This window comes from Pseudomonas fluorescens (assembly GCF_902497995.1).
In the GTDB taxonomy this organism is placed as follows: domain Bacteria; phylum Pseudomonadota; class Gammaproteobacteria; order Pseudomonadales; family Pseudomonadaceae; genus Aquipseudomonas; species Aquipseudomonas fluorescens_BK.
This window is the reverse complement of record NZ_CABVII010000005.1, coordinates 24,435-44,592: the sequence shown is the minus strand read 5'-3', so window position 1 is coordinate 44,592 and position 20,158 is coordinate 24,435. Positions and strand designations below refer to the sequence as shown.

Genomic DNA, 20,158 nt, shown 5'->3' with positions numbered 1-20,158 from the left:
GAAATCTATCGACGAATGCTTCAGAAACGCTCTCACACGGGGTAATACCAGTATATCCCGTGTCATTAACCCAGACATATTTAACTTTTACAATGGCATGGTACAATGTGTATTTAGTGGTACGTACCACATTACGAAATCGTAGGAGAGCACATGGCCCGTGGCGGCATCAACAAAGCAGTGGTCCAGACCGCACGTTTGGCAATTCTCGCCCGCGGCGAAAACCCGAGCATCGACGCGGTACGGATCGAAATGGGCAATACCGGCTCGAAAACCACCATTCACCGTTACCTGAAAGAACTGGATGACGGCACTGAACCGGCCGCGCCCTCTTCCGAGCCCCTCGACGACGAGCTGGCAGGGCTGGTCTCGCGCCTGGCGCAGCGCCTTAAGGAGCAGGCCCAGGAACCGATCGATCAGGCACGCGCGCAGTTCGAGCAACAACGAACAGAGCTGGATAAGCAGCTGACCGAAGCCCGGCAAACCAACACCCAACTGCAGCAGCAATACGAAATTCAAAGCCTGGCCTTCACCCAGGAATCCGACGCCCTGGAAAACACCCGCACCCTATTGCAGACCGAGCAAACCCGCAACGCCGGGTTGAACCAGGCGCTGGCCGATTACGAATTACGCTTGCAAGACAAGGACGAGCAGATCCGCTCCCTTGAAGAGAAACACCTGCACACCCGCGATGCCCTGGAGCACTACCGCAACGCCGTCAAAGAGCAGCGCGAACAGGAACAAAGCCGCCATGAAGGCCAGGTGCAGCAGATTCAGATGGAATTGCGCCAGGCCCAGCAGAGTGCCCTGGTGCGCCAGGATGAAATCACCCAGTTGCACCGCGACAATGAGCGTTTGCTGACCGAGAACCGTGGGACGCTACGCGAATTGAGCCTGCTGCAGGAACAGCTCAAGCACACCCACCATCGCCAGGATCAGCTGCTGGAGCAGGTCAACCGCATCGACAGCGAGCGCACTCTCCTCCAGGAACGCTTGCGCACCGCCCTGCTGGAGAGTCAGTCACTCAAACAGAGTGTCGAGGAACACGCCCAGGCCAATAAGTCACTGGAAGCTGAATTGATGCAGGCCCAGTCGCACCTGGAGCAACTGCGCCTGGCGGCCGTCGTTGCGACAGCGCCCGACGCAGCAGAACAGCAGATGGACAATTAACCGGCGACCGGCGACCGCATAGTGACGAACTCTTCGGCGGCCGTCGGGTGCACACCGATGGTTTCGTCGAAGTCACGCTTGGTGGCGCCGGCCTTCAAGGCGACGGCCAGGCCCTGGACGATTTCACCGGCTTCCGGGCCGACCATGTGGCAACCCAGCACCTTGTCGGTCTTGCCATCCACCACCAGCTTCATCAGCGTGCGTTCCTGGCATTCGGTCAGGGTCAGCTTCATCGGCCGGAAACGGCTTTCGAAAATCACCACCTCGTGCCCGGCTTCCCGGGCCTCTTCCTCGGTCAAGCCGACCGTGCCGATGTTCGGCAGGCTGAACACCGCCGTCGGGATCATCTTGTAGTCCACCGGGCGATACTGCTCGGGCTTGAACAAGCGCCGCGCCACCGCCATGCCTTCGGCCAGCGCGACCGGCGTCAGCTGCACCCGGCCGATGACATCGCCAAGGGCCAGGATCGACGGCTCGGCGGTCTGATACTGCCCGTCGACCTCGACGAAGCCTTTCCTGTCGAGTTTGACCCCGGTGTTCTCCAGCCCGAGATTGTCCAGCATCGGACGCCGGCCGGTGGCATAAAACACACAATCAGCCTCCAGCTCGCGACCGTCCTTGAGGGTGACTTTCAGGCTGCCATCGGCTTGCTTGTCGATACGTTCGATGTCGGCATTGAACTGCAGGTCCATGCCACGCTTGCTCAGCTCTTCCTGCAGGTGCTTGCGCACCGCACCGTCGAAGCCACGCAGGAACAGTTCACCGCGATAGAGCAAGGTGGTGTCGGCGCCCAGGCCGTGGAAGATCCCGGCGAACTCGACGGCAATGTAACCGCCGCCCACCACCAGCACGCGCTTGGGCAGCTCCTTGAGGAAAAACGCCTGGTTGGAACTGATCGCGTGTTCGTGCCCCGGAATCTCTGGAATCTGCGGCCAGCCGCCGGTGGCAATCAGGATGTTCCTGGCGGTGTAGCGTTCGCCATTGATCTCGACCGCATGCGGGTCGACGATCTTGGCGTGACCTTCATGCAAGGTCACGCCGCTGTTGACCAGCAGGTTGCGATAGATGCCATTGAGGCGATTGATCTCGCGATCCTTGTTGGCGATCAGCGTCGCCCAATCGAACTTCGCCTCGCCCGGGGTCCAGCCGAAACCGGATGACTGCTCGAAGTCTTCGGCGAAGTGCGCGCCGTAGACCAGCAATTTCTTCGGCACGCAGCCGACGTTCACACAGGTACCCCCCAGGTAACGGCTCTCGGCCACGGCCACTTTAGCGCCAAAACCGGCCGCAAACCGCGCAGCCCGCACACCGCCGGAACCGGCACCAATCACATAAAGGTCAAAATCGTAGGCCATTGCTTTCTCCTCGGCAGGCTACCAGCATACCTGTAGACGTTTGCTGGGCAAGCGCCGCGCACAATTTGGGGCGCACAAACGAAAAAGCCACCCGAAGGTGGCTTTTCACTACAAGCGAGCCAGGCTATCAGTAAGCCTTGCCAGTCTTGTAGAAGTTCTCGAAGCAGAAGTTGGTCGCGTCGATGTAGCCTTCGGCGCCACCGCAGTCAAAACGCTTGCCCTTGAACTTGTAGGCCATGACGCAGCCGTTTTGCGCCTGCTTCATCAGGGCGTCGGTGATCTGGATTTCGCCGCCCTTGCCTGGCTCGGTCTGTTCGATCAGGTCGAAGATGTCCGGGGTCAGGATGTAGCGACCGATGATCGCCAGGTTCGATGGGGCATCTTCCGGCTTTGGCTTCTCGACCATGCTGTGCACGCGGTAGATGTCGTCGCGGATCATTTCGCCGGCGATGACGCCGTACTTGTGGGTTTCCTGCGGATCGACTTCCTGGATGGCGACGATCGAGCAGCGGAACTGCTTGTACAGCTTGACCATCTGGGTCAGTACGCCGTCACCGTCGAGGTTGACGCACAAGTCATCCGCCAGGACCACGGCGAAAGGTTCGTCGCCGATCAGTGGACGGCCGGTCAGGATCGCGTGGCCCAGGCCTTTCATTTCGGTCTGGCGCGTGTAGGAGAACGAGCAGTTGTCGAGCAGCTTGCGGATGCCGACCAGGTATTTTTCCTTGTCGGTGCCCTTGATCTGGTTTTCCAGCTCGTAGCTGATGTCGAAATGGTCTTCCAGGGCGCGTTTACCACGACCGGTAACGATGGAAATCTCGGTCAGCCCGGCGTCCAGTGCTTCTTCAACGCCGTACTGGATCAGTGGCTTGTTTACCACCGGCAGCATTTCCTTGGGCATGGCTTTGGTCGCTGGGAGGAAGCGAGTGCCGTAACCGGCTGCTGGGAACAAGCATTTCTTGATCATATAAGTCCTTGAAAGGGCTGTGTGTTCGAGTATCGGCGCAGTCTAATCAGGCGGCGCGCACCTTACAATGCCTCCGCGCTGGCTAACCGATGCCATCATAGAGAAATATTCACGCGGATAGTTCCGCATAGCGTCCTGCAGATTTTGCGCAGCCCTCTATACATAGCAGAGATTGGCAGACCTGCACGCCCATCAATCGGACAGGCAACCGCACCACCCTACCCCATCAGCACCCGTTGGGTGCATTTGGCGCTATCATTGCGCGATTGAACCAGCCAACGAGGCAGATAGATGTCGGTAGCAAAGAGCGTCAACGGGTACCTGATCAACCAGGCGAAAGACGGCCAGTGGTGGGTCGACAGCGTCAGCGGCGAGAATATCGCCGGGCCGTTCCCCAGCGAAGCGTTGGCGATTGAAGTGGCATCGGTGTTGCAGGACCAGCCTGCAGCCCCAAAACGCCGTGGCAAGGACAAGAGCTGATCCGCCTCTTTCGCACACAGCCCTGCTTTACGCAGGGTTTTTTGTGATTGCCCGCGGCGAAGTGGCCAATCGCTATAACCTTTTTGCAGCCAGCGCTGTCACGGGCTTAGCCCCATCATCCTGACGACGACCACACCCCATGAATAGATTTTTGCCAATGATTGCGCTTCTGGCCCTTACCGGTTGCGCCACGTCGGAAACGACTTACCTGCACAACGGAGAACAGGGTCTGACGATCGATTGCTCCGGGGAGGCCAATTCCTGGGCTAACTGCTACGAAAAGGCTGACGCCTCCTGCGCGGGCACCGGTTACAACATCGTCGGGACGGACGGCACACCTTCGCCCAAGGAAAGCGACAAGACCCTGGGCGTGGATGTCGGCAATTACAAGAATCGCAGCGTGGTGGTGGTCTGCAAGTAGGGCACCCCGGCCCTACATGTGAATCTCGGCGAACTTGATCCCCAGGCCACGAACGGTTTCGATCAAGTCATCGAGACCACTGAAGGATTCGACTTCATCGTTGTCATCCACCAGGAAGTAACTGCGTCCGGCGCTTTTCTTGAAAAACACGATCCATTCACCCGGGTTCGCAGGGTTCTGGATCACGTGGGTGGCAAAGATATCACCCTCTGCATGGCACGCCCGTACCTGTTCTCGCTTCATGCTCGACTCCAGAAATGACAATGCGGTCCCGCCGCTGTAAGAGCGAGTTTGCTCCCGTCCATCAGCCGGAAATGCACGCGGTGGCGGCATCGCGTACGTCCTGGGGGCGCAACGGCACATTGGAGATGCGTTCGTGCAGCTTGATGCTGCTGCCACTGGAGCGGTCTTCGATATCGAATACCGCCGCCGGGCCCGAGGAGAGCTTCTGTGGCACGATCACCCGCACGCCATCCTTCTGCGGTTCGACTTGCAGGGCGCCACGGCTGCTGGCCAGCTTTTCGGTCAGGCACTGCGCGTATTCATGGGGTTTCTTGCCTGAAATCACACTCATGGTAGGCAGCGTCTGATGGATATCCGAGACACTCGCACAACCACTCATCGCCACTACCAACGGCAGGCTCCATATACCCCATTTCATGTTAAATCTCCGATAAAGAGCCTCCGACAGCATAAAAGCCGTTTTTCTCCGAGGCTCGTTGCGTTTATCGCGAATGGAATCGCGAATAACTGTTTTTAATTGCCAAAGCGCACCCCGACGACCGGATAATAACCTGTTCGGGCTGATAAACTGCGCCAATCGCCCATGCTATCGTTTTGATTTTGTAGAAAAAGCCCTTCTGGAGGCGCCCATGAAATTTATCCACCAGCGCGAGCACCTCAACGAAGACGACATCGTCGTCATTCAATGCTCGCAAACCTGCAACATCCGCTTGATGAACGACGCCAATTTCCGCAGTTTCAAAAATGGCGGTCGTCACACTTACCACGGCGGTGCGTTCGACACCTTTCCGGCGCGTATTACTGCACCGAGCACCGGTTTCTGGAACATCACCATCGACACGGTCAATCGCCGGCCGATCAGCGTGACCCGCAAACCGACCCTGACTCACTCGATCAAGATCATCCGCCGCTCCAGCTCGAAACTGAGCTGAATAGCGCGCCCACACGCAGACAAGCAGGTATGACCGTGGCTCAAACGACCAAGTACGTCATCAAATACAAACTCAACGGCGAGCGCCGCTTCGAATTTGCCCAACTTGAAAACGGCACTGAAGAAGAAGCCAAAGTCGCGCTGGACGCCATTCATGGCCAGGGTGAGGATGTCATCAGCGACATCAGCGTCAGCAAGGCACTGTAAGAACAACATAAGCCCATGTCCCCGAGCCCTTTCGACCTGTTTGCCGACGCTGAACCCGAGCAGCAGCCCCGGCGCGAACAGATCGGCGAACAGTCTTTCGTCCTGAGGGGCTTTGCCTTGCCCTGGCTGGACCGGTTGCTGCCCGCACTGGAAACAGTGCTGGCCGCTGCGCCGTTGCGCCAGATGGTCACGCCGGGCGGCTTCACCATGTCGGCGGCCATGAGCAGTTGCGGCACTTGGGGCTGGACCACCGACCGCAGCGGCTACCGCTACACCCGCCATGACCCGCGGACCGGTCAACCCTGGCCCGCGATGCCCGCGGTGTTTTTCGAGCTGGCCCAAGCGGCGGCGCGTGAAGCAGGATTTGCCGATTTCGTGCCTGATGCCTGCCTGATCAACCGCTACGTCCCCGGAGCGAAGATGTCATTGCACCAGGACAAGGACGAAGCCTGCCTGGCAGCGCCGATTGTTTCGGTGTCGCTGGGATTGCCGGCGATGTTCCTGTTCGGCGGCTTTGAGCGCAGCGACAAAAGCCAGCGAGTGCCGTTGTTGCATGGCGACATCGTGGTCTGGGGCGGCGTCGATCGCCTGCGTTATCACGGGGTGTTGCCGATCAAGGACGGCCAGCATTCGCGCCTGGGTGAACAACGCATCAACTTCACTTTTCGCACCGCCAAGTGACAACCTCGAGTTCGACCGCAAGACCCGGAGTGCAGCCGCCCCGGCGGCTGGTTAATCTGGATCGAACGCAGCAACGGATATGACGCCATGACCAGTCACTCGCCCATAATCGCCACCGAGCATGACCCACGCTGGGCCGCTGTCGTCGCGCGTGATCCTCGCGCCGACGGCCAGTTTGTCTATGCCGTGAAAACCACCGGTATCTATTGTCGCCCCAGCAGCCTGGCGCGCTTGCCGAAACCGCAGAATGTCGAATTCTTCGACTCCGCCGCCCAAGCCGAGGCGGCGGGTTATCGTCCGAGCAAACGGGCGACCAGGGATCAGAGCGAGGTCGCCGCGCAACATGCCCTGACCGTGGCCGCCGCTTGCCGCCAGATCGAAACCGCCGAACACCTGCCCACGCTGAGCGAACTGGCCCTGGCTGCGGGCCTCAGCAGCTTTCACTTCCATCGGGTATTCAAGACCGTGACCGGGCTGACCCCCAGGGGCTATGCGACGGCCCATCGTTCACGCAAGGTCCGTGAGCGTTTGACCGATGGCGGTTCGGTGACCGACGCGCTGTATGACGCCGGCTTCAACTCCAACAGTCGTTTTTACGAGGCGGCTGATCAGTTGCTGGGCATGAAGCCCGGCGATTACCGCGCTGCCGGTCAGAACAACGACATTCGTTTTGCCGTCGGCCAGTGCTCCCTGGGCGCGATTCTGGTGGCGCAAAGTGCACGCGGGGTGTGCGCGATCCTGCTCGGCGATGATCCGCACCAACTGGTCTGCGACCTGCAGGACAGGTTTCGCCGGGCCAACCTGATCGGTGCCGATCACGAGTTCGAGCAGCTGATTGCCAAGGTCGTCGGTTTTATCGAAGCCCCGGCCATCGGCCTGGACTTGCCCCTGGACGTGCGCGGCACCGCGTTTCAGGAGCGGGTCTGGCAAGCGCTGCGGGAAATTCCGGCCGGCAGCACCGCCAGCTACGCGGATATTGCCCAGCGCATCGGCGCGCCGAAAGCCGTGCGCGCCGTGGCTCAAGCCTGTGGCGCGAACAGCCTGGCGGTGGCGATTCCGTGCCACCGCGTGGTGCGCAGCGATGGTAATTTGTCGGGGTATCGCTGGGGGGTGGAACGCAAGCGGCAGTTGCTGGAGCGTGAAAGCCAGTAGATTAAAAGAACAAAAGATCGCAGCTTCGCTCGACAGCGCCTACGGGATTGAGGTCGACTTGCAACCGGTTCTACCGCCCCTGCCCTGTATTCACATCGGAGAATTCTGCAATGAGCCAATGGCCAGATACTCGTATTCTTGATCTGCTCGGGATCGAACTGCCGATCATCCAGGCGCCCATGGCCGGCGCCACGACCTCGGCCATGGTGATCGCGGCGAGCAACGCCGGCGGACTGGGCTCGATGCCCGCCGCCATGCTCAGCGTCGAGCAGTTGCGCGAAGAACTGAAGACGATTCGCCAGCACAGCCAGCGACCGATCAACGTCAACTTCTTCTGTCATCAGCCTCCAGCGGCCGATGAGCAACGCGCCCGGGACTGGAAAAATTTGCTGGCGCCCTACTACCGCGAACTGGGCGTCGACTTCGACGCGCCCACACCGGTGTCCAACCGCGCGCCGTTCGATAACGCGGCCTGCGAAGTGATCGAAGCCCTGCGTCCCGAGGTCGTGAGTTTTCACTTCGGCCTGCCGGAAAAATCCTTGCTGGATCGGGTGAAAGCGACCGGGGCCAAAGTGTTGTCTTCGGCCACCACCGTCGAAGAAGCCCTCTGGCTCGAGCAACAGGGTTGCGATGCGATCATCGCCATGGGTTATGAAGCGGGCGGTCATCGCGGGATGTTCCTCAGCGACGACCTGAGCAGCCAGGTCGGCCTCTTCGCCCTGGTGCCGCAGATCGTCGACGCAGTGAAAGTGCCGGTCATCGCCGCTGGCGGCATAACCGATGCGCGAGGCGTCGCGGCGGCGTTTGTGCTGGGGGCATCGGCGGTGCAAGTGGGCACGGCGTATTTGTTCACGCCAGAGGCCAGGGTCAGTGCCTCTCACCACAAGGCCCTGCGCACGGCCAGGGAGAGCGAGACCGCCGTGACCAACATTTTTACCGGCCGCCCGGCACGGGGCATTCTCAATCGGGTCATGCGCGAACTCGGACCGATGAGCGATAAAGCGCCGGCCTTCCCGCTGGCAGGGGGGGCGCTGATGCCGTTGCGGGTCAAGGGCGAAGCGGACTTCAGCAACCTGTGGGCCGGGCAGGCGTTTACCCTGGGCGTTGAAATGAGCACGGCAGAGTTGACCCGCAAGCTGGCGGAGGAAGGGTTGGCAAGATTGATTAACCGCTAAAAACCTGCCCTCGATCACCTGTGTACAAATGGATTGCGAAAGACGCCAAACCCCGTAGGAGCCAGGCGTGCCGGCGAAGGCGTCTTCATGGGTAGTGCAAGGCTCGAGGCCGCCTTCGCGGGCAAGCCTCGCTCCTACAGGCGAAGGCGTCTTCATGGGCGCTGCAAGGCATGAGGCCGCCTTCGCTGCGGTGCGGCGATCCGACAAGCCATTTCTACAACGTTCCGTTTGCAGGCAAATCGCTATATATTCACCTATATAGCGTTCACCCCTCGCCGTACTTGCCTACCACGGAGCCGTTTCATGACCATTCGTGCCTCACGTCTTGCCCCCACCTGCCTTGCAAGCCTGATCGCTCTATTTGCCTTGGGTTCTGCCCAGGCGGACGAAGTCCAGGTCGCCGTCGCGGCCAACTTCACGGCGCCGATCCAGGCCCTCGCGGCTGATTTCGAGAAAGACACCGGGCACAAACTGGTTACCTCCTTTGGTGCAACCGGCCAGTTCTACACCCAGATCAAGAATGGCGCACCGTTCGAAGTGTTCCTCTCGGCCGACGACAGCACCCCGCAAAAACTCGAAACCGAAGGCGACACGGTCAAGGGTTCGCGCTTCACCTACGCCATCGGCACCCTGGCGCTGTGGTCGGCCAAAGACGGCTACGTCGACGCCAAGGGCAAAGTGCTCAGCGACAACCAGTATCAGCATCTGTCCATCGCCAACCCGAAAGCCGCGCCCTACGGTCTGGCCGCCACCCAGGTGCTGGCCAGGCTGGGCCTGACCGACAAGGTCAAAGCCAAGATCGTCGAAGGCCAGAACATCACCCAGGCCTATCAGTTCGTCTCCACCGGCAATGCCGAACTGGGCTTCGTGGCCTTGTCGCAGATCTATAAAGACGGCAAAGTCACCGGCGGTTCGGCCTGGATCGTTCCGGCCGAGATGCACGACCCGATCAAACAAGATGCGGTGATCCTCAACAAAGGCAAGGACAACCCGGCCGCCAAGGCGCTGGTTGACTACCTCAAAGGTCCGAAAGCCGCCGCCGTCATCCAGTCCTACGGTTACCAACTCTAAATGACCCTATCGAGTGCCGACTTTTCCGCCATCTGGCTGACCCTGAAACTGGCGTCGCTGACCACGGTCATCCTGCTGATCATCGGCACTCCGATAGCGTTATGGCTGTCGCGTACCCAATCCTGGCTGCGCGGCCCGGTCGGGGCGATCGTCGCCCTGCCCCTGGTGCTGCCGCCTACAGTCATTGGCTTTTATTTGTTGCTTGCGCTCGGGCCTCACGGGTTTGTCGGCCAGTTCACCCAATCCCTGGGGCTCGGCACCCTCACCTTCAGTTTTGCCGGGTTGGTGATCGGCTCGGTGCTGTACTCGATGCCATTCGTGGTCCAGCCGCTGCAAAACGCTTTTTCCGCCATCGGCACCCGCCCTGTGGAAGTGGCCGCGACCTTGCGCGCCAATCCCTGGGACACTTTTTTCAGCGTGATCCTGCCCCTGGCCCGGCCGGGGTTTATCACCGCGGCGATTCTCGGTTTCGCCCACACCGTCGGCGAGTTCGGCGTAGTGCTGATGATCGGTGGCAACATTCCCGACAAGACCCGGGTGGTGTCGGTGCAGATCTATGACCACGTCGAGGCCATGGAATACGCCCAGGCCCATTGGCTGGCCGGGGCGATGCTGGTGTTCTCGTTTGCCGTGTTGCTGGCGCTCTATTCCAGCCGCAAAACCAAAGCGGGCTGGAGCTGATCGATGATTCATACGCGTCTGAAACTGAAGTATTCGGGGTTTGCCCTGGATGTGGATTTGCAGTTGCCCGGTCGTGGCGTCACCGCGCTTTACGGTCACTCCGGCTCGGGCAAGACCACTTGCCTGCGCTGCATTGCCGGCCTGGAACGGGCCGATCTGGGGTTTGTCCAGGTCAACGATGAAGTCTGGCAGGACAGCGACCAGCAGGTTTTCGTCCCGCCGCACAAACGCGCACTGGGTTATGTCTTTCAGGAAGCCAGCCTGTTTCCCCACCTGTCGGTGCTGGCCAACCTGGAATTCGGCCTGAAGCGAATCCCGAAACAACAACGCCGGGTCGATATGACTCACGCGACCGAACTGCTCGGGATCGGCCATCTGCTGGATCGCCATCCGCAGCACCTTTCGGGCGGTGAACGGCAACGGGTCGGCATCGCGCGCGCCCTCCTTACCAGCCCGAAATTGCTGCTGATGGACGAACCGCTGGCGGCGCTGGACAGCCAACGCAAAGGCGAAATCCTGCCCTACCTGCAACGGCTGCACGATGAACTGGATATCCCGGTGCTGTATGTCAGCCACTCCCAGGACGAAGTCGCGCGCCTGGCCGACCACATCGTCCTGCTCAGCAACGGCAAGGCCCTGGCCAGCGGGCCGATCGGCGAAACCCTGGCGCGGCTCGATCTGCCCCTGGCGCTGGGCGATGACGCGGGCGTGGTGATCGAGGGGCATGTCAGTGCCTATGACCCCGACTATCAACTGCTGACCTTGCAGCTGCCAGGCACCGCCCTGAACATTCGCGTCGCGCACACGCCAATGGACGCCGGCCAGGCACTGCGTTGCAAGGTTCAGGCACGGGATGTCAGCCTGAGCCTGCACAGCGTAGAGCAAAGCAGCATCCTCAATCGCCTGCCGGTCACCGTGATCAGTGAGATGGGCGCCGACAATGCCGCTCACGTGCTGATCCGCCTGGACGCCGCCGGCACGCCATTGCTGGCGCGAATCACCCGCTACTCCCGGGATCAGCTGAGCGTGCACCCCGGCCAGCAACTCTGGGCCCAGATCAAGGCGGTCGCCGTGCTGGCATGACCTGGTTGGAATAACTTGGTTGGCACCCCTGCAACGGCATGCGGTCAATGGCAATAACGGTCCCTGATTCGTCGCAAGGACAATCGCCATGCCCGATACCCTATCGCCCGACGTGCTGCCGCCTGATTTGCATTACGTCGATGACACCCTGCCCGGGATCGCCCGCAGGAAGCTGCGCGGCAAGTTCTGTTACTTCGATCCAACGGGCCGGCGCATCACCGACCCGGACCAAATCCAGCGCATCAACGCCCTCGCCGTGCCCCCGGCCTATACCGATGTGTGGATCTGCGCCGACCCGCGCGGCCACCTGCAAGCCACCGGACGCGATGCCCGGGGTCGCAAGCAATACCGTTATCACCCGCGCTGGCGGGAAGTGCGCGATGCCGACAAATACGCGCGCCTGCGGGACTTCGGACGCGCCTTGCCCAAGCTGCGCCTGCAACTGGAAACATTGCTGGCGGCGCCGGGTTTCAGCCGGGACAAGGTCATGGCCACGGTCATTACCTTGCTCGATGCGACATTGATCCGGGTCGGTAATACGCAGTACGCACGGGATAACCGCTCCTACGGCCTGACCACCCTGCGCAGCCGTCACGTCGAGGTCAATGGCAGTGCGATCCTGTTCCAGTTCCGCGGCAAAAGCGGCGTCGAACATCAGATCACCGTGAAAGACCGGCGCCTGGCGCGGATCGTCAAGCGCTGCCAGGACATTCCCGGGCAAAACCTGTTTCAGTATCTCGATGAGAACGGCGAGCGGCATAGCATCAGCTCCTCCGACGTCAACGCCTACCTGCAAACCCTGACCGGCGCCGACTTCACCGCCAAGGACTACCGCACCTGGGCTGGCAGCGTCCTGGCGCTGTCGGTATTGCGCCGATTGCAATGGGAACCGGAGTCGGACGCCAGGCGCCATGTGGTGGAGATGGTCAAGAACGTCGCCAGGCAACTGGGCAACACCCCGGCGGTCTGCCGCAAGTGCTACATCCACCCGGCAGTGCTCGATGGGTTTCTGCTGGGGGCCCTGGCCGAGTTGCCGCGCCCGAGAACACGCAAAGGACTCAGGGCCGAGGAAGTCGGGTTGGCGATTTTTCTCGAGAAAATGATCGCCGCCGCTGACAAACCCTGACTGGCGACACGCCGCAGATTCAACCGACGAACTGAACGTTGATTATTTGCATGATCGCAAATGGCTTCTATCCTTGTTCTGGATATGTATCAGCAGATCACCGCCCGACAAGGCTGAGGAGCGGGTCTATACTGAAAAAAGCTGAAGGATCAGCGACCCAATCGGTAGAAAGCTCGCTCCCAGCGGGCTTTTTGCTGCCACTGACAAGGTTTCTTCACCGGAGGTGTTTGCCATGTCCGAAAAAGAGTCCATCACCACCCTGCTCACCCTGCTTGACTCTCGCCAGGCTCGCTTGGCTGCGGCGTGCAAGGAAATCGCCGATTGGGTCGATAATCAAGGCGGGCACCCGACCGCACTCAGAATTCGTGATCGTCTGAATGACATCGAGAAGGACACGCCGCTGATCCGCAACACGCTGTCTTCGCTCAAGCCTGTCGACCCGCCCCTGCCGCGGTTCAGATGATTCGATCTGGTCAACGGATTCGAGAGCACGGCCTGATTCAGGACGCATGAACGGCAACAATCAGTTACCGGATGCGTCCTTGCCTGAGCGCTTCCCGCTACACCCGTCAACCCGACCTGGCGTCGGGATTTTTTTACCTTGAATTTCCTTTCACACCGTTTTCACAGTTCAAGCCCTACAGTGGCTTCACTCCTTTTGAAGCATCCCCTTGGCCCGCCCGCATGCGAGCCTTTTTTTTTGCCCGTGGCCCGGTCGACGAACGTCATCACCGGCGGGAGGTCAAACGATCACACGTCACGAAGGAGACGTCTGATGGTCACCCACTTCAAGATCGGCGGGCATCTGGCCTGCGGTCACAAAGGCAGCAATCTCACCTCGACCCGCGAACTGAACCGCGTGAAATGCAGAAGCTGTCGCAACACCGACGCCTTCAAGGAAGCGCGCAAAGACCAGCGCAACGCTGCACGCCGCGCCTCACGTAAAACCAGAGTCGCCCCCACGGCCAACGACTGGCGCACGGCCTGGACCGAGCGGCTCACCGCCCTGCCCGGACGGCAACGCTTGCCTCGGGGTTTTACCAGCCAGCCGTTCGTTTAGTTGAGCGGTCAGGCGGCCGGGTCGCGTGCATTCGGCCCGGCCGCCCAGTTGCACAGTACTCAATCAGAAAATCGGATGGAACAAGGCTGTCGGTTATGTTTCGAAAGTTATAAGTCCCTGACCTTGCAGGCAGGGCGCTTTTGGAGAGGAAATCCTGATGAACAGTAGACTTGTGCTTCTGCTTGCCTGCCTGAGCCCTACCCTGACGATGGCCCAGGGGTGCGACGTCCTGACCCGATCCCAGAGCCCTTCCGTACCTGTGATCGAGACCCACACCTGCTATGAATACGAAGGCATGCCGGTGGACGCCATCGACTGGTCCTGCAGCAACGAGAGCAAGGAAATGCTGACCAGCACCAAGAAAAAAGTCGAACAATGCGCCGACCATTACCTGGCCACGTGCCTGGGCACCTTGACCCCCGAGTCCCTGGCCAACCCTCAGTCCGTCAGCAAGGACAAGAACAGCAAGTCACTGAACATCCCGAAAGATGCCCGGATCATTACCTATTACTATGCGGCTGAAAATCTCGGGCAATCGAAGGTCGACTGCGAAACCGGCGGTGGCAACTGGAAACAGAAATAGCGCTGCAGGCTGCAGCGCATTTGGCGTGTAAGCGCTCGGCCAAGGTACGAATGACCGAACGCTTGTCCGCAAGGAACGGACGACACGGATTCAAGCGAATATGTTCGACCCAGGGCAGGTTCCGACGCCTGGATGAGCGAACTATATTATTTGATTATTAACGCTATAGCGTCCCCGTCAGCGATGGTGGCGCCATCATGTCAAATTGTTGGCAACAATGACTTTCCTCAACTAGGATTCCTGGCTCATCAAGCGTCTTTTTTTAACAGGCGTCCCATCAAGGAGAGATAGATGACATCCATTCGCGCCACCGAAAAAACCTATCGTGCCTGGTCCAGCCCGATCCTGCTCGAACTCAAGGAGCGAGAGCATCAACTGGATCCGGATGCCCGACAGGCCCTGCAAAATGTCTTGGTGGAGAGAAGGCTGCTGGACACCGGCAACCCTTCAGGCAGTGATCGTCGCAAACCAGATCCGACGCCAGGTAAAGGTCGACCATAGCGTTGTAAAACGAAAATAACGGAGTGAAAAAAAGAGGGTTTGCATTAGCTATCGCTTGCAACGCTCTTGGCCTGGCGATTGGAAAGAGGTTGCGCTATTTGAAAGGCAAATTACTGGGTGCCGCCGCCACCTTGGCGATTATTGGTGCCGTGACTTACGGGTTAAGCACTTGGGAAGCCAACGAGAATCCCCAGCGCGATGAACAGTGCAAGATTGCCCAGCAGCGTGTGAAAGCCCTGGAAATTCAGGCGCGAGCGCTGGCCGCAGGGCTGTCGGTCGACGATTACGCCGAGGCCGAGAAGGCAGAGGTCGGCAAGCTGGTTCGCGCGCTCGACACCGCCAAAAACGAGCAAGAGGTAGAGGCGGTCATCGACGCACACGCTGCCATGCTCGAAGCCCAGGTTGCCGCTTCGGATGCCGAGGTGAAGTCCCGGGGCGATCAGTTGTTTCTCGAGCAACGGCTCAAAGAGCAGCGAATACCTCCTGACATCAAACAGGAACTCAAGCGCGCCGAAAAGGCCGTCGCTACGGCCTGTAATTAGCCCTTGGCATTCCATTCCTGCGCACGACAGATACCCACCGCTCGTCCGCTGCCCAGCAGGATTTTGTCGTCGATTTTTCCAATGTTATCTGCAGCAGGATGGTAAGCACTGGTGTAGCGATGCGGCCGCGACCGACCGCCTCATGCGCAAGTAATAGCGCAGGCTGCCGATGACAGGCTTTGCTACGCGCGATGCTCCAGGTATTCGCGCAAAGCCTTTCGCGTCAGATCATTCAAGGAAATGCTTAGCTGGGTAGCAGCCACGCTGGCAGCCAGGTGCAGGTCATGCCCTACCCTTACGTTGAACGAGCCCTTGCAAGGAATCTCTGGCTCCTGCCCGAGTGATGCACAGGTCTCGAGGTAGTCGTCCACTGCATCGCGAAACGCCTGGGTCAGCTCGGCAACAGTCTCGCCTTCATAGCTAACCAGTGCGCGAATGAACTGAAGCTTGCCGAACAGGCAATTATCCTCAGGGCTGGCCTCGATGGAGCCATAGTAGCCACGGTGCTGCAACATAGTGCTCATCAGATCAATCCTCCTGCTTTCAGGTGCTCTATTACCTGTCGTTTGACGTAGGCCTTCAGTTCGTTCCCCGGATGTGGCTTGTGCAGGTTGATCATCACCCGCGGGTTGCCGTTGTCGAATTTCACCCGACTACCGTTACCCTCGATCTGGCGGTATCCAAGCCCGCCCAGCAGCGTGACCAGTTCCGACCACGTGAATCCTGCTTGCTTGTTCAGCAGCTTCGCGAGCAGCTTTTCCTGCTTGGACATTTGGACTCCCTATTTGCGACTAATTTTAGTTGCACTGCCGTGACAGGTCAACCAATCGTGCCAAGCCGGTACGGACAAGGCCGAATCAAGCGACGACATTTTTGCAGGCCAGAGATCAACTTGGGCATACGACAGCCGTAATGACCGAGCAGTACATCCGCAACCGGAAGGGGAAGTAAAATTGCGGACCAGAAACAAACAAGGGTTTGCATCAGCTTTCGCCCGCAAACCCTTGATTTTAGATGGTGCCGAAGCCGAGGTCGAACAAACCACCTAAAGACCTCTATATTACTGGTTTTCTCTAATATCAGATTCGTCACATATACCTAAACGTATACCTAAAACGGGAAGTACCCTGGTCTTCTTCGTCTCCAGCCGGTCGCCTATCGTGCAGATGCCCTCCCCCGTTTTGCCGTCGCCGGGTGGCGCTTGTGATCATCATTGCTCTCCCCGTTTAGGGATGGTGGTTAGGCGGCACGCGCATGGTAATCGTGGGGGCGCCCGACATCTAGTGCGTAGCGGCATGCCGGCGACACCGCAGGAGCCGCTGTTGCACAACCGCCTGGGTGCGAACTATGGGGGGCCAACCTGGCTGGCCGCTGCGATACGCCGGTGAGGACATCGTGCTTCCTGTGACTGGCAACGCGCAGGCCAGCGACGGCGAGGCCTTGCGTCACCTGGCACTGGCTTGGGCCGGGCTTGGCGCGTCAGGCAGTCTTCCAAGTGCGTGAGGACATTGCCGCCGACCCGGAGTGTGTAAAAAAGCCTCCGCGAGCCCTTGCTATGACTTCTGAGGATTTCAGCGACAAACTCATCAATATCTTGATAGGCCAGGATGATTTGGAGGGACTTGGGACACAATAAGAGATGTCATCGCCTCCGCCATCTTTATACGAAAAAGCCCTGATTTTTCAGGGCTTTTTTGTTTCTGGGGTTTGGCGAAAATCCGACCACACCCGAAGCGTTACAAAACTTTTCAGGTGGTGTTACAAAACTATCCCGTTTTCACCGCCTTCCGGCATCCTGCTGCCAACACCCCCGATTAGCATCCGAGAAATCCTGCTGCTACGCTGAAAACTCCACGGAGGATTCGCTATGCCAAACTCAGATCTGCTCCCTTCCCTGCTCTTCAAGATCAACGAAAAACAACTCGCCCTTGAGGCTGCCATCCTGGAGCTTTCGAATTGGGTAAAGATGCGCGGATCGGCCGACGTTGCCGACAATGTGCGCGGCGCCCTGGACACGATCGACCGGAATGAGGAGTTCATCAGGATGACACTCGCGGTACTCATGACACCTGAATGATTTCCCCATCTCCAGCTTTTGGCACCGACGTCGTACCTGCTGAGCGAAACCTGTTACAAGCGGAGTGAAGCTTGCCAATGATGGATTGGTCTTACCAAGCCTGAATTCATTGGTCAAAATGAACTTCGTGTGCAATTTATGTTCAACCAATTCTTCCCGCTCTGTACCCTTCACTCAATTTATTGGACTGATCGATTGGACTCGACTCTGAGAATCGATGGCTCCAGCCTTGGCACTACCGACTTGCACCACCCATTCTGCTCAATCTACCCGTTGAGTGAGATCTCGAGCTTTTCGTGCTATTTGTACTGGCACATTGACCGTACCAGCCCGTAAAGTGACGTCATGCTGACCATCCTGCCCACCTCCTTATGCAACACGTACATTCGAGCAAAATCATCGTGTCACACACGACAGCGATCCGATGGCTTGAAGCCTACCGCCTCTGTCGTTCCCGGTAACATTGGGACAAACTCAGGGGTAAGAAGTGGGAACGCCTCATCCTGATCGTACTCCGTATAGCCTTTGACTCTGCAATTGCCGGGCTTTGCCCTGTACCTAGCACCAACACCGAAAAGCGCGGCTAGGATCTGTAGGATGGCTTTTACCAGTGCCATCGCCTCCTCGTGAGCGATCTCCTGTCTAACTTGAGCTCCGGTTTTTTTCACCTTGAGCCTGATGAAGGGCGCATGGGCAGTGTTGGCCGGGATGAAGTACATGTAGACCCAGCCACGGTTGACCCAGTAGCGTTGCTCGGTTGGCTTAGGCTTGCCTTTACTCGCTGGATTTCGCTTAGAAAGCTCTGCTTGTAACTGCGGAAGCATGCTCGGTTCATATCTAATTCCTTCCTGTGTCGTCAGTTTTTGAAAGGTGAAACGCGCTTTCTTCAAAGTCTTACCTGAGGTGACACGATCCTCAAATTCAAAGCTAATCCCTTTTGGTTGGCCTTCGGTGCCGTATCGTAAGTGGACGTAGACGCGTTGCCTCCTTAAAGCCCGGACAAAATTGATAATGTCTCCATTACGCTCCCTTGTACTCTCGACACAAGCTCCAACTGGCATGAGCCAATTGCTGGCAGCCGTATACGATAGCGTACAGGGGGAAGACAGCCACGGCAGAAAGAGTGGACAACACCCATGAAGGAACATGACTGGTGCATAGCACTAGAAATAAGACCAGGAAAAAACAGGCGTTCGATGCGATGAGAAAACCGCCCAGTCGCTTCAATTACCCAGCTCGTCCTTCGTCTTCGACAAGCTTTTTGAGGATGTCGTTGCCGTTGTAATTGATGTCCATGTCACTCATGGCAGCTCATTTCCAACCGATCCTTGTGCACCTGCTTACCGTATGCTTTGCCAATTTCTAACATCACAGCCAGGCTCACCCCTCCAGCTTTTTCAGCGCCTGCTTTCGTTAAACGCCAAACTTCACGATCTCGAATGGTGTCGAGAAACTCGTGCCCCTTGATGGTTATGCGTTTTGGCCGCCAATCAAAATCATTCATTGAGAAGGTCTTGCGCCACTACGAGCCCAGCCTCGTGCAGCAGCATGACGTGATAGGAGACTTCATCCTCGCTATGACTTTCGATGGTGAGATCGTCCAGGCATCAGGGGTTTTGTCGCTGGCCTCAATGGCCAACAGGATCTCGCGTACTAAGTCTTTGTCGAGTTTCATCGAAGTGTCCGTCCTGGATGTGATGAGGACATTCTCACGCTGGGAAAGGCTGTTCGTGCAAAACTCAAAAGTGGAGCGAATACCTATCACCAAGGGATAGACGACGCGAGAAATGTGGCTTCCATCGTGAAGGAAATGCTTGGCTAATTGATGAGCCGGGCCTTAAGGCCCGAAGGATCGACCACCCTGTTGACGCCACTTCATACCGCAGCTTAGCGATGGCACGCGATGACCCGAGCTCAGAATGATTTGAACACAACACCCTCTCACTGCTCTCGAGGTCTGCCAGGTTATGACGGACGTCGCGCTCGGCAAACGCATCATGATTCGAAGCTCCATCCAATCATGGAATGAGATCTATTGCGGCCTCCTGCCTGTGGAGATTGATGGCTGGCAGCTCACGCTTTTCAATGACTGTGACAGCCTGGACTACTACGAATACTCCAGGTCACCTGATGGTATCTGCTCGACGGCCTGCGTATCGAGACGCATCAACCTGGACGCATTGATTGTGGCGGGTCAGCAGATTTGTACGGTACTGGGGCGTCCGACCCGTTCGCGCGTGGCCAAGGCTAGCAGCGCACAGTGAGGCCTGCGGGTGTTACCGCTTCGCCGAAAACGCGGGCAAAAGCGTGTAACACGGAAACAAGCTGTCAGGCTTTGGCCGACTGGAAAACCCTTCAATTCATCAATGCATTGATTTTAAAGGGTTTTAAAAAGTTGGCACGGAGCCTGCTTTCTCTATTGCATAACAAGAACAAATAAAGCGGCAAACCTAATAAAAACAAGACGTAACGACTCTGACATAACAAAAACAACACGGCAGAGACGCAGCGAACAGATTTTTTTGGAGAAGATGTGCTTTACAGGGTGCTTTTCGGAGTAACCCGCAGCCGGGCAGAGAACAATAAAACTACCCTCAGGTAGCTCCCGAACTGGTTGGATCGCTTAGCGAAAAAGCAGATCAGCGCTCAAAA

General features: G+C 58.3%; 26 protein-coding genes and 4 pseudogenes. 22 read left to right on the top strand and 8 right to left on the bottom strand.

Annotated features, from left to right (window positions below):
- Positions 1 to 153 precede the first annotated feature (153 nt).
- Positions 154 to 1,170: a DNA-binding protein gene (locus F8N80_RS07490; protein WP_150783611.1), complete on the top strand. Its 1,017-nt coding sequence runs from the start codon at positions 154 to 156 to the stop codon at positions 1,168 to 1,170.
- Here F8N80_RS07490 and gorA read toward each other — a convergent pair.
- Both gorA and galU read right to left on the bottom strand, forming a co-directional pair.
- Positions 1,167 to 2,525, bottom strand: a complete 1,359-nt coding sequence (gene gorA / locus F8N80_RS07485; RefSeq protein WP_150783610.1) for a glutathione-disulfide reductase — start codon at positions 2,523 to 2,525, stop codon at positions 1,167 to 1,169. The two genes, F8N80_RS07490 and gorA, sit on opposite strands and share 4 nt — an antisense overlap.
- A gap of 127 nt (positions 2,526 to 2,652) precedes the next feature.
- A complete protein-coding gene (gene galU, locus F8N80_RS07480) occupies positions 2,653 to 3,492 on the bottom strand; it encodes a UTP--glucose-1-phosphate uridylyltransferase GalU (RefSeq protein ID WP_064678069.1) in 840 nt (279 codons plus the stop codon).
- Positions 3,493 to 3,783: 291 nt separating this feature from the next.
- On the opposite strand from galU, the gene F8N80_RS07475 reads away from it, so the two are divergent.
- Both F8N80_RS07475 and F8N80_RS07470 read left to right on the top strand, forming a co-directional pair.
- Positions 3,784 to 3,972, top strand: coding sequence for a hypothetical protein (locus F8N80_RS07475; protein ID WP_150744248.1), 189 nt, complete (start codon positions 3,784 to 3,786; stop codon positions 3,970 to 3,972).
- Positions 3,973 to 4,111: 139 nt separating this feature from the next.
- Positions 4,112 to 4,393 carry a hypothetical protein gene (locus F8N80_RS07470; protein ID WP_150744247.1) on the top strand — a complete coding sequence of 94 codons (282 nt, stop codon included), beginning with the start codon at positions 4,112 to 4,114 and terminating at the stop codon, positions 4,391 to 4,393.
- Between the two features lie 12 nt (positions 4,394 to 4,405).
- Here the strand turns inward: F8N80_RS07470 and F8N80_RS07465 are convergent, their stop codons facing one another.
- Positions 4,406 to 4,636, bottom strand: a complete 231-nt coding sequence (locus F8N80_RS07465; RefSeq protein ID WP_150744246.1) for a hypothetical protein — start codon at positions 4,634 to 4,636, stop codon at positions 4,406 to 4,408.
- Between the two features lie 61 nt (positions 4,637 to 4,697).
- On the bottom strand, positions 4,698 to 5,054 hold the full coding sequence (locus F8N80_RS07460; RefSeq protein WP_150783609.1) for a hypothetical protein: 357 nt from the start codon (positions 5,052 to 5,054) through the stop codon (positions 4,698 to 4,700).
- 211 nt (positions 5,055 to 5,265) lie between these two features.
- Here F8N80_RS07460 and F8N80_RS07455 point away from each other — a divergent pair, with 211 nt between their 5' ends.
- The 14 genes from F8N80_RS07455 (at position 5,266) to F8N80_RS07395 (ending at position 15,429) form a co-directional block, all read left to right on the top strand.
- Complete coding sequence (locus F8N80_RS07455; RefSeq protein WP_008065357.1) at positions 5,266 to 5,568, top strand: DUF1883 domain-containing protein; 303 nt, start codon at positions 5,266 to 5,268, stop codon at positions 5,566 to 5,568.
- Between the two features lie 29 nt (positions 5,569 to 5,597).
- Positions 5,598 to 5,774 (top strand): hypothetical protein, encoded by a 177-nt coding sequence (locus F8N80_RS31125; RefSeq protein WP_191632882.1) that lies wholly within the window; start codon positions 5,598 to 5,600, stop codon positions 5,772 to 5,774.
- 15 nt (positions 5,775 to 5,789) lie between these two features.
- Positions 5,790 to 6,455: a DNA oxidative demethylase AlkB gene (gene alkB, locus F8N80_RS07450; RefSeq protein ID WP_150783608.1), complete on the top strand. Its 666-nt coding sequence runs from the start codon at positions 5,790 to 5,792 to the stop codon at positions 6,453 to 6,455.
- 87 nt (positions 6,456 to 6,542) lie between these two features.
- Complete coding sequence (gene ada / locus F8N80_RS07445) at positions 6,543 to 7,607, top strand: bifunctional DNA-binding transcriptional regulator/O6-methylguanine-DNA methyltransferase Ada (RefSeq protein WP_150744243.1); 1,065 nt, start codon at positions 6,543 to 6,545, stop codon at positions 7,605 to 7,607.
- Between the two features lie 110 nt (positions 7,608 to 7,717).
- On the top strand, positions 7,718 to 8,782 hold the full coding sequence (locus F8N80_RS07440) for an NAD(P)H-dependent flavin oxidoreductase (protein WP_150783607.1): 1,065 nt from the start codon (positions 7,718 to 7,720) through the stop codon (positions 8,780 to 8,782).
- A gap of 303 nt (positions 8,783 to 9,085) precedes the next feature.
- The gene (gene modA / locus F8N80_RS07435; protein ID WP_150744241.1) at positions 9,086 to 9,853 is read left to right on the top strand and encodes a molybdate ABC transporter substrate-binding protein; all 768 of its coding nucleotides are present in this window, start codon (positions 9,086 to 9,088) and stop codon (positions 9,851 to 9,853) included.
- Positions 9,854 to 10,534 (top strand): molybdate ABC transporter permease subunit, encoded by a 681-nt coding sequence (gene modB / locus F8N80_RS07430; RefSeq protein WP_150744240.1) that lies wholly within the window; start codon positions 9,854 to 9,856, stop codon positions 10,532 to 10,534.
- Positions 10,535 to 10,537: 3 nt separating this feature from the next.
- Entirely contained in the window at positions 10,538 to 11,617 is a 1,080-nt protein-coding gene (gene modC, locus F8N80_RS07425; protein WP_150744239.1) for a molybdenum ABC transporter ATP-binding protein, read from the top strand.
- A gap of 88 nt (positions 11,618 to 11,705) precedes the next feature.
- A complete protein-coding gene (locus F8N80_RS07420) occupies positions 11,706 to 12,743 on the top strand; it encodes a DNA topoisomerase IB (RefSeq protein WP_150744238.1) in 1,038 nt (345 codons plus the stop codon).
- A gap of 232 nt (positions 12,744 to 12,975) precedes the next feature.
- On the top strand, positions 12,976 to 13,206 hold the full coding sequence (locus tag F8N80_RS07415) for a hypothetical protein (protein ID WP_150744237.1): 231 nt from the start codon (positions 12,976 to 12,978) through the stop codon (positions 13,204 to 13,206).
- Positions 13,207 to 13,518: 312 nt separating this feature from the next.
- Entirely contained in the window at positions 13,519 to 13,803 is a 285-nt protein-coding gene (locus F8N80_RS07410; RefSeq protein WP_150744236.1) for a hypothetical protein, read from the top strand.
- A 157-nt stretch (positions 13,804 to 13,960) separates the two neighbouring features.
- Positions 13,961 to 14,386 (top strand): hypothetical protein, encoded by a 426-nt coding sequence (locus F8N80_RS07405; protein WP_150744235.1) that lies wholly within the window; start codon positions 13,961 to 13,963, stop codon positions 14,384 to 14,386.
- A gap of 291 nt (positions 14,387 to 14,677) precedes the next feature.
- Positions 14,678 to 14,887 carry a hypothetical protein gene (locus F8N80_RS07400; RefSeq protein ID WP_150744234.1) on the top strand — a complete coding sequence of 70 codons (210 nt, stop codon included), beginning with the start codon at positions 14,678 to 14,680 and terminating at the stop codon, positions 14,885 to 14,887.
- A gap of 113 nt (positions 14,888 to 15,000) precedes the next feature.
- On the top strand, positions 15,001 to 15,429 hold the full coding sequence (locus tag F8N80_RS07395) for a hypothetical protein (protein WP_150744261.1): 429 nt from the start codon (positions 15,001 to 15,003) through the stop codon (positions 15,427 to 15,429).
- A 182-nt stretch (positions 15,430 to 15,611) separates the two neighbouring features.
- Here the strand turns inward: F8N80_RS07395 and F8N80_RS07390 are convergent, their stop codons facing one another.
- A complete protein-coding gene (locus tag F8N80_RS07390; RefSeq protein WP_150744233.1) occupies positions 15,612 to 15,953 on the bottom strand; it encodes a type II toxin-antitoxin system HicB family antitoxin in 342 nt (113 codons plus the stop codon).
- Positions 15,953 to 16,201, bottom strand: coding sequence for a type II toxin-antitoxin system HicA family toxin (locus tag F8N80_RS07385; protein WP_150744232.1), 249 nt, complete (start codon positions 16,199 to 16,201; stop codon positions 15,953 to 15,955). Before F8N80_RS07385 ends, F8N80_RS07390 begins: the two co-directional genes overlap by 1 nt.
- 61 nt (positions 16,202 to 16,262) lie before the next feature.
- Here F8N80_RS07385 and F8N80_RS31980 point away from each other — a divergent pair.
- The 3 genes and pseudogenes from F8N80_RS31980 to F8N80_RS07370 all read left to right on the top strand — a co-directional run.
- Positions 16,263 to 16,380, top strand: a pseudogene (locus tag F8N80_RS31980) (integrase); the annotation flags it as partial.
- Positions 16,381 to 16,668: 288 nt separating this feature from the next.
- Positions 16,669 to 16,945 (top strand): annotated as a pseudogene (locus F8N80_RS31975) (LysR family transcriptional regulator); the annotation flags it as partial.
- 351 nt (positions 16,946 to 17,296) lie between these two features.
- Positions 17,297 to 17,506 (top strand): hypothetical protein, encoded by a 210-nt coding sequence (locus tag F8N80_RS07370; protein WP_150783606.1) that lies wholly within the window; start codon positions 17,297 to 17,299, stop codon positions 17,504 to 17,506.
- 404 nt (positions 17,507 to 17,910) lie between these two features.
- Here F8N80_RS07370 and F8N80_RS07365 read toward each other — a convergent pair whose 3' ends face one another.
- Together F8N80_RS07365 and F8N80_RS31465 are read right to left on the bottom strand one after the other, a co-directional pair.
- Positions 17,911 to 18,567, bottom strand: a complete 657-nt coding sequence (locus F8N80_RS07365) for a hypothetical protein (protein WP_150783605.1) — start codon at positions 18,565 to 18,567, stop codon at positions 17,911 to 17,913.
- 236 nt (positions 18,568 to 18,803) lie between these two features.
- Positions 18,804 to 19,010 carry a DUF2513 domain-containing protein gene (locus F8N80_RS31465; protein ID WP_224790658.1) on the bottom strand — a complete coding sequence of 69 codons (207 nt, stop codon included), beginning with the start codon at positions 19,008 to 19,010 and terminating at the stop codon, positions 18,804 to 18,806.
- Between the two features lie 463 nt (positions 19,011 to 19,473).
- Here F8N80_RS31465 and F8N80_RS32135 point away from each other — a divergent pair.
- Positions 19,474 to 19,581, top strand: a pseudogene (locus F8N80_RS32135) (DUF7693 family protein); the annotation flags it as partial.
- A gap of 59 nt (positions 19,582 to 19,640) precedes the next feature.
- Positions 19,641 to 19,770, top strand: a pseudogene (locus F8N80_RS07350) (hydroxymethylglutaryl-CoA lyase); the annotation flags it as partial.
- Between the last annotated feature and the right edge of the window lie 388 nt (positions 19,771 to 20,158).

What these genes read in the sequence shown, in the direction of transcription:
- F8N80_RS07490 (WP_150783611.1), top strand. Translation starts at nt 154, where the DNA reads ATGGCCCGTGGCGGCATCAACAAAGCAGTGGTCCAGACCGCACGTTTG.
- gorA (WP_150783610.1), bottom strand. Translation starts at nt 2,525, where the DNA reads ATGGCCTACGATTTTGACCTTTATGTGATTGGTGCCGGTTCCGGCGGT.
- galU (WP_064678069.1), bottom strand. Translation starts at nt 3,492, where the DNA reads ATGATCAAGAAATGCTTGTTCCCAGCAGCCGGTTACGGCACTCGCTTC.
- F8N80_RS07475 (WP_150744248.1), top strand. Translation starts at nt 3,784, where the DNA reads ATGTCGGTAGCAAAGAGCGTCAACGGGTACCTGATCAACCAGGCGAAA.
- F8N80_RS07470 (WP_150744247.1), top strand. Translation starts at nt 4,112, where the DNA reads ATGAATAGATTTTTGCCAATGATTGCGCTTCTGGCCCTTACCGGTTGC.
- F8N80_RS07465 (WP_150744246.1), bottom strand. Translation starts at nt 4,636, where the DNA reads ATGAAGCGAGAACAGGTACGGGCGTGCCATGCAGAGGGTGATATCTTT.
- F8N80_RS07460 (WP_150783609.1), bottom strand. Translation starts at nt 5,054, where the DNA reads ATGAAATGGGGTATATGGAGCCTGCCGTTGGTAGTGGCGATGAGTGGT.
- F8N80_RS07455 (WP_008065357.1), top strand. Translation starts at nt 5,266, where the DNA reads ATGAAATTTATCCACCAGCGCGAGCACCTCAACGAAGACGACATCGTC.
- F8N80_RS31125 (WP_191632882.1), top strand. Translation starts at nt 5,598, where the DNA reads ATGACCGTGGCTCAAACGACCAAGTACGTCATCAAATACAAACTCAAC.
- alkB (WP_150783608.1), top strand. Translation starts at nt 5,790, where the DNA reads ATGTCCCCGAGCCCTTTCGACCTGTTTGCCGACGCTGAACCCGAGCAG.
- ada (WP_150744243.1), top strand. Translation starts at nt 6,543, where the DNA reads ATGACCAGTCACTCGCCCATAATCGCCACCGAGCATGACCCACGCTGG.
- F8N80_RS07440 (WP_150783607.1), top strand. Translation starts at nt 7,718, where the DNA reads ATGAGCCAATGGCCAGATACTCGTATTCTTGATCTGCTCGGGATCGAA.
- modA (WP_150744241.1), top strand. Translation starts at nt 9,086, where the DNA reads ATGACCATTCGTGCCTCACGTCTTGCCCCCACCTGCCTTGCAAGCCTG.
- modB (WP_150744240.1), top strand. Translation starts at nt 9,854, where the DNA reads ATGACCCTATCGAGTGCCGACTTTTCCGCCATCTGGCTGACCCTGAAA.
- modC (WP_150744239.1), top strand. Translation starts at nt 10,538, where the DNA reads ATGATTCATACGCGTCTGAAACTGAAGTATTCGGGGTTTGCCCTGGAT.
- F8N80_RS07420 (WP_150744238.1), top strand. Translation starts at nt 11,706, where the DNA reads ATGCCCGATACCCTATCGCCCGACGTGCTGCCGCCTGATTTGCATTAC.
- F8N80_RS07415 (WP_150744237.1), top strand. Translation starts at nt 12,976, where the DNA reads ATGTCCGAAAAAGAGTCCATCACCACCCTGCTCACCCTGCTTGACTCT.
- F8N80_RS07410 (WP_150744236.1), top strand. Translation starts at nt 13,519, where the DNA reads ATGGTCACCCACTTCAAGATCGGCGGGCATCTGGCCTGCGGTCACAAA.
- F8N80_RS07405 (WP_150744235.1), top strand. Translation starts at nt 13,961, where the DNA reads ATGAACAGTAGACTTGTGCTTCTGCTTGCCTGCCTGAGCCCTACCCTG.
- F8N80_RS07400 (WP_150744234.1), top strand. Translation starts at nt 14,678, where the DNA reads ATGACATCCATTCGCGCCACCGAAAAAACCTATCGTGCCTGGTCCAGC.
- F8N80_RS07390 (WP_150744233.1), bottom strand. Translation starts at nt 15,953, where the DNA reads ATGAGCACTATGTTGCAGCACCGTGGCTACTATGGCTCCATCGAGGCC.
- F8N80_RS07385 (WP_150744232.1), bottom strand. Translation starts at nt 16,201, where the DNA reads ATGTCCAAGCAGGAAAAGCTGCTCGCGAAGCTGCTGAACAAGCAAGCA.
- F8N80_RS07370 (WP_150783606.1), top strand. Translation starts at nt 17,297, where the DNA reads ATGCCAAACTCAGATCTGCTCCCTTCCCTGCTCTTCAAGATCAACGAA.
- F8N80_RS07365 (WP_150783605.1), bottom strand. Translation starts at nt 18,567, where the DNA reads ATGCCAGTTGGAGCTTGTGTCGAGAGTACAAGGGAGCGTAATGGAGAC.
- F8N80_RS31465 (WP_224790658.1), bottom strand. Translation starts at nt 19,010, where the DNA reads ATGAATGATTTTGATTGGCGGCCAAAACGCATAACCATCAAGGGGCAC.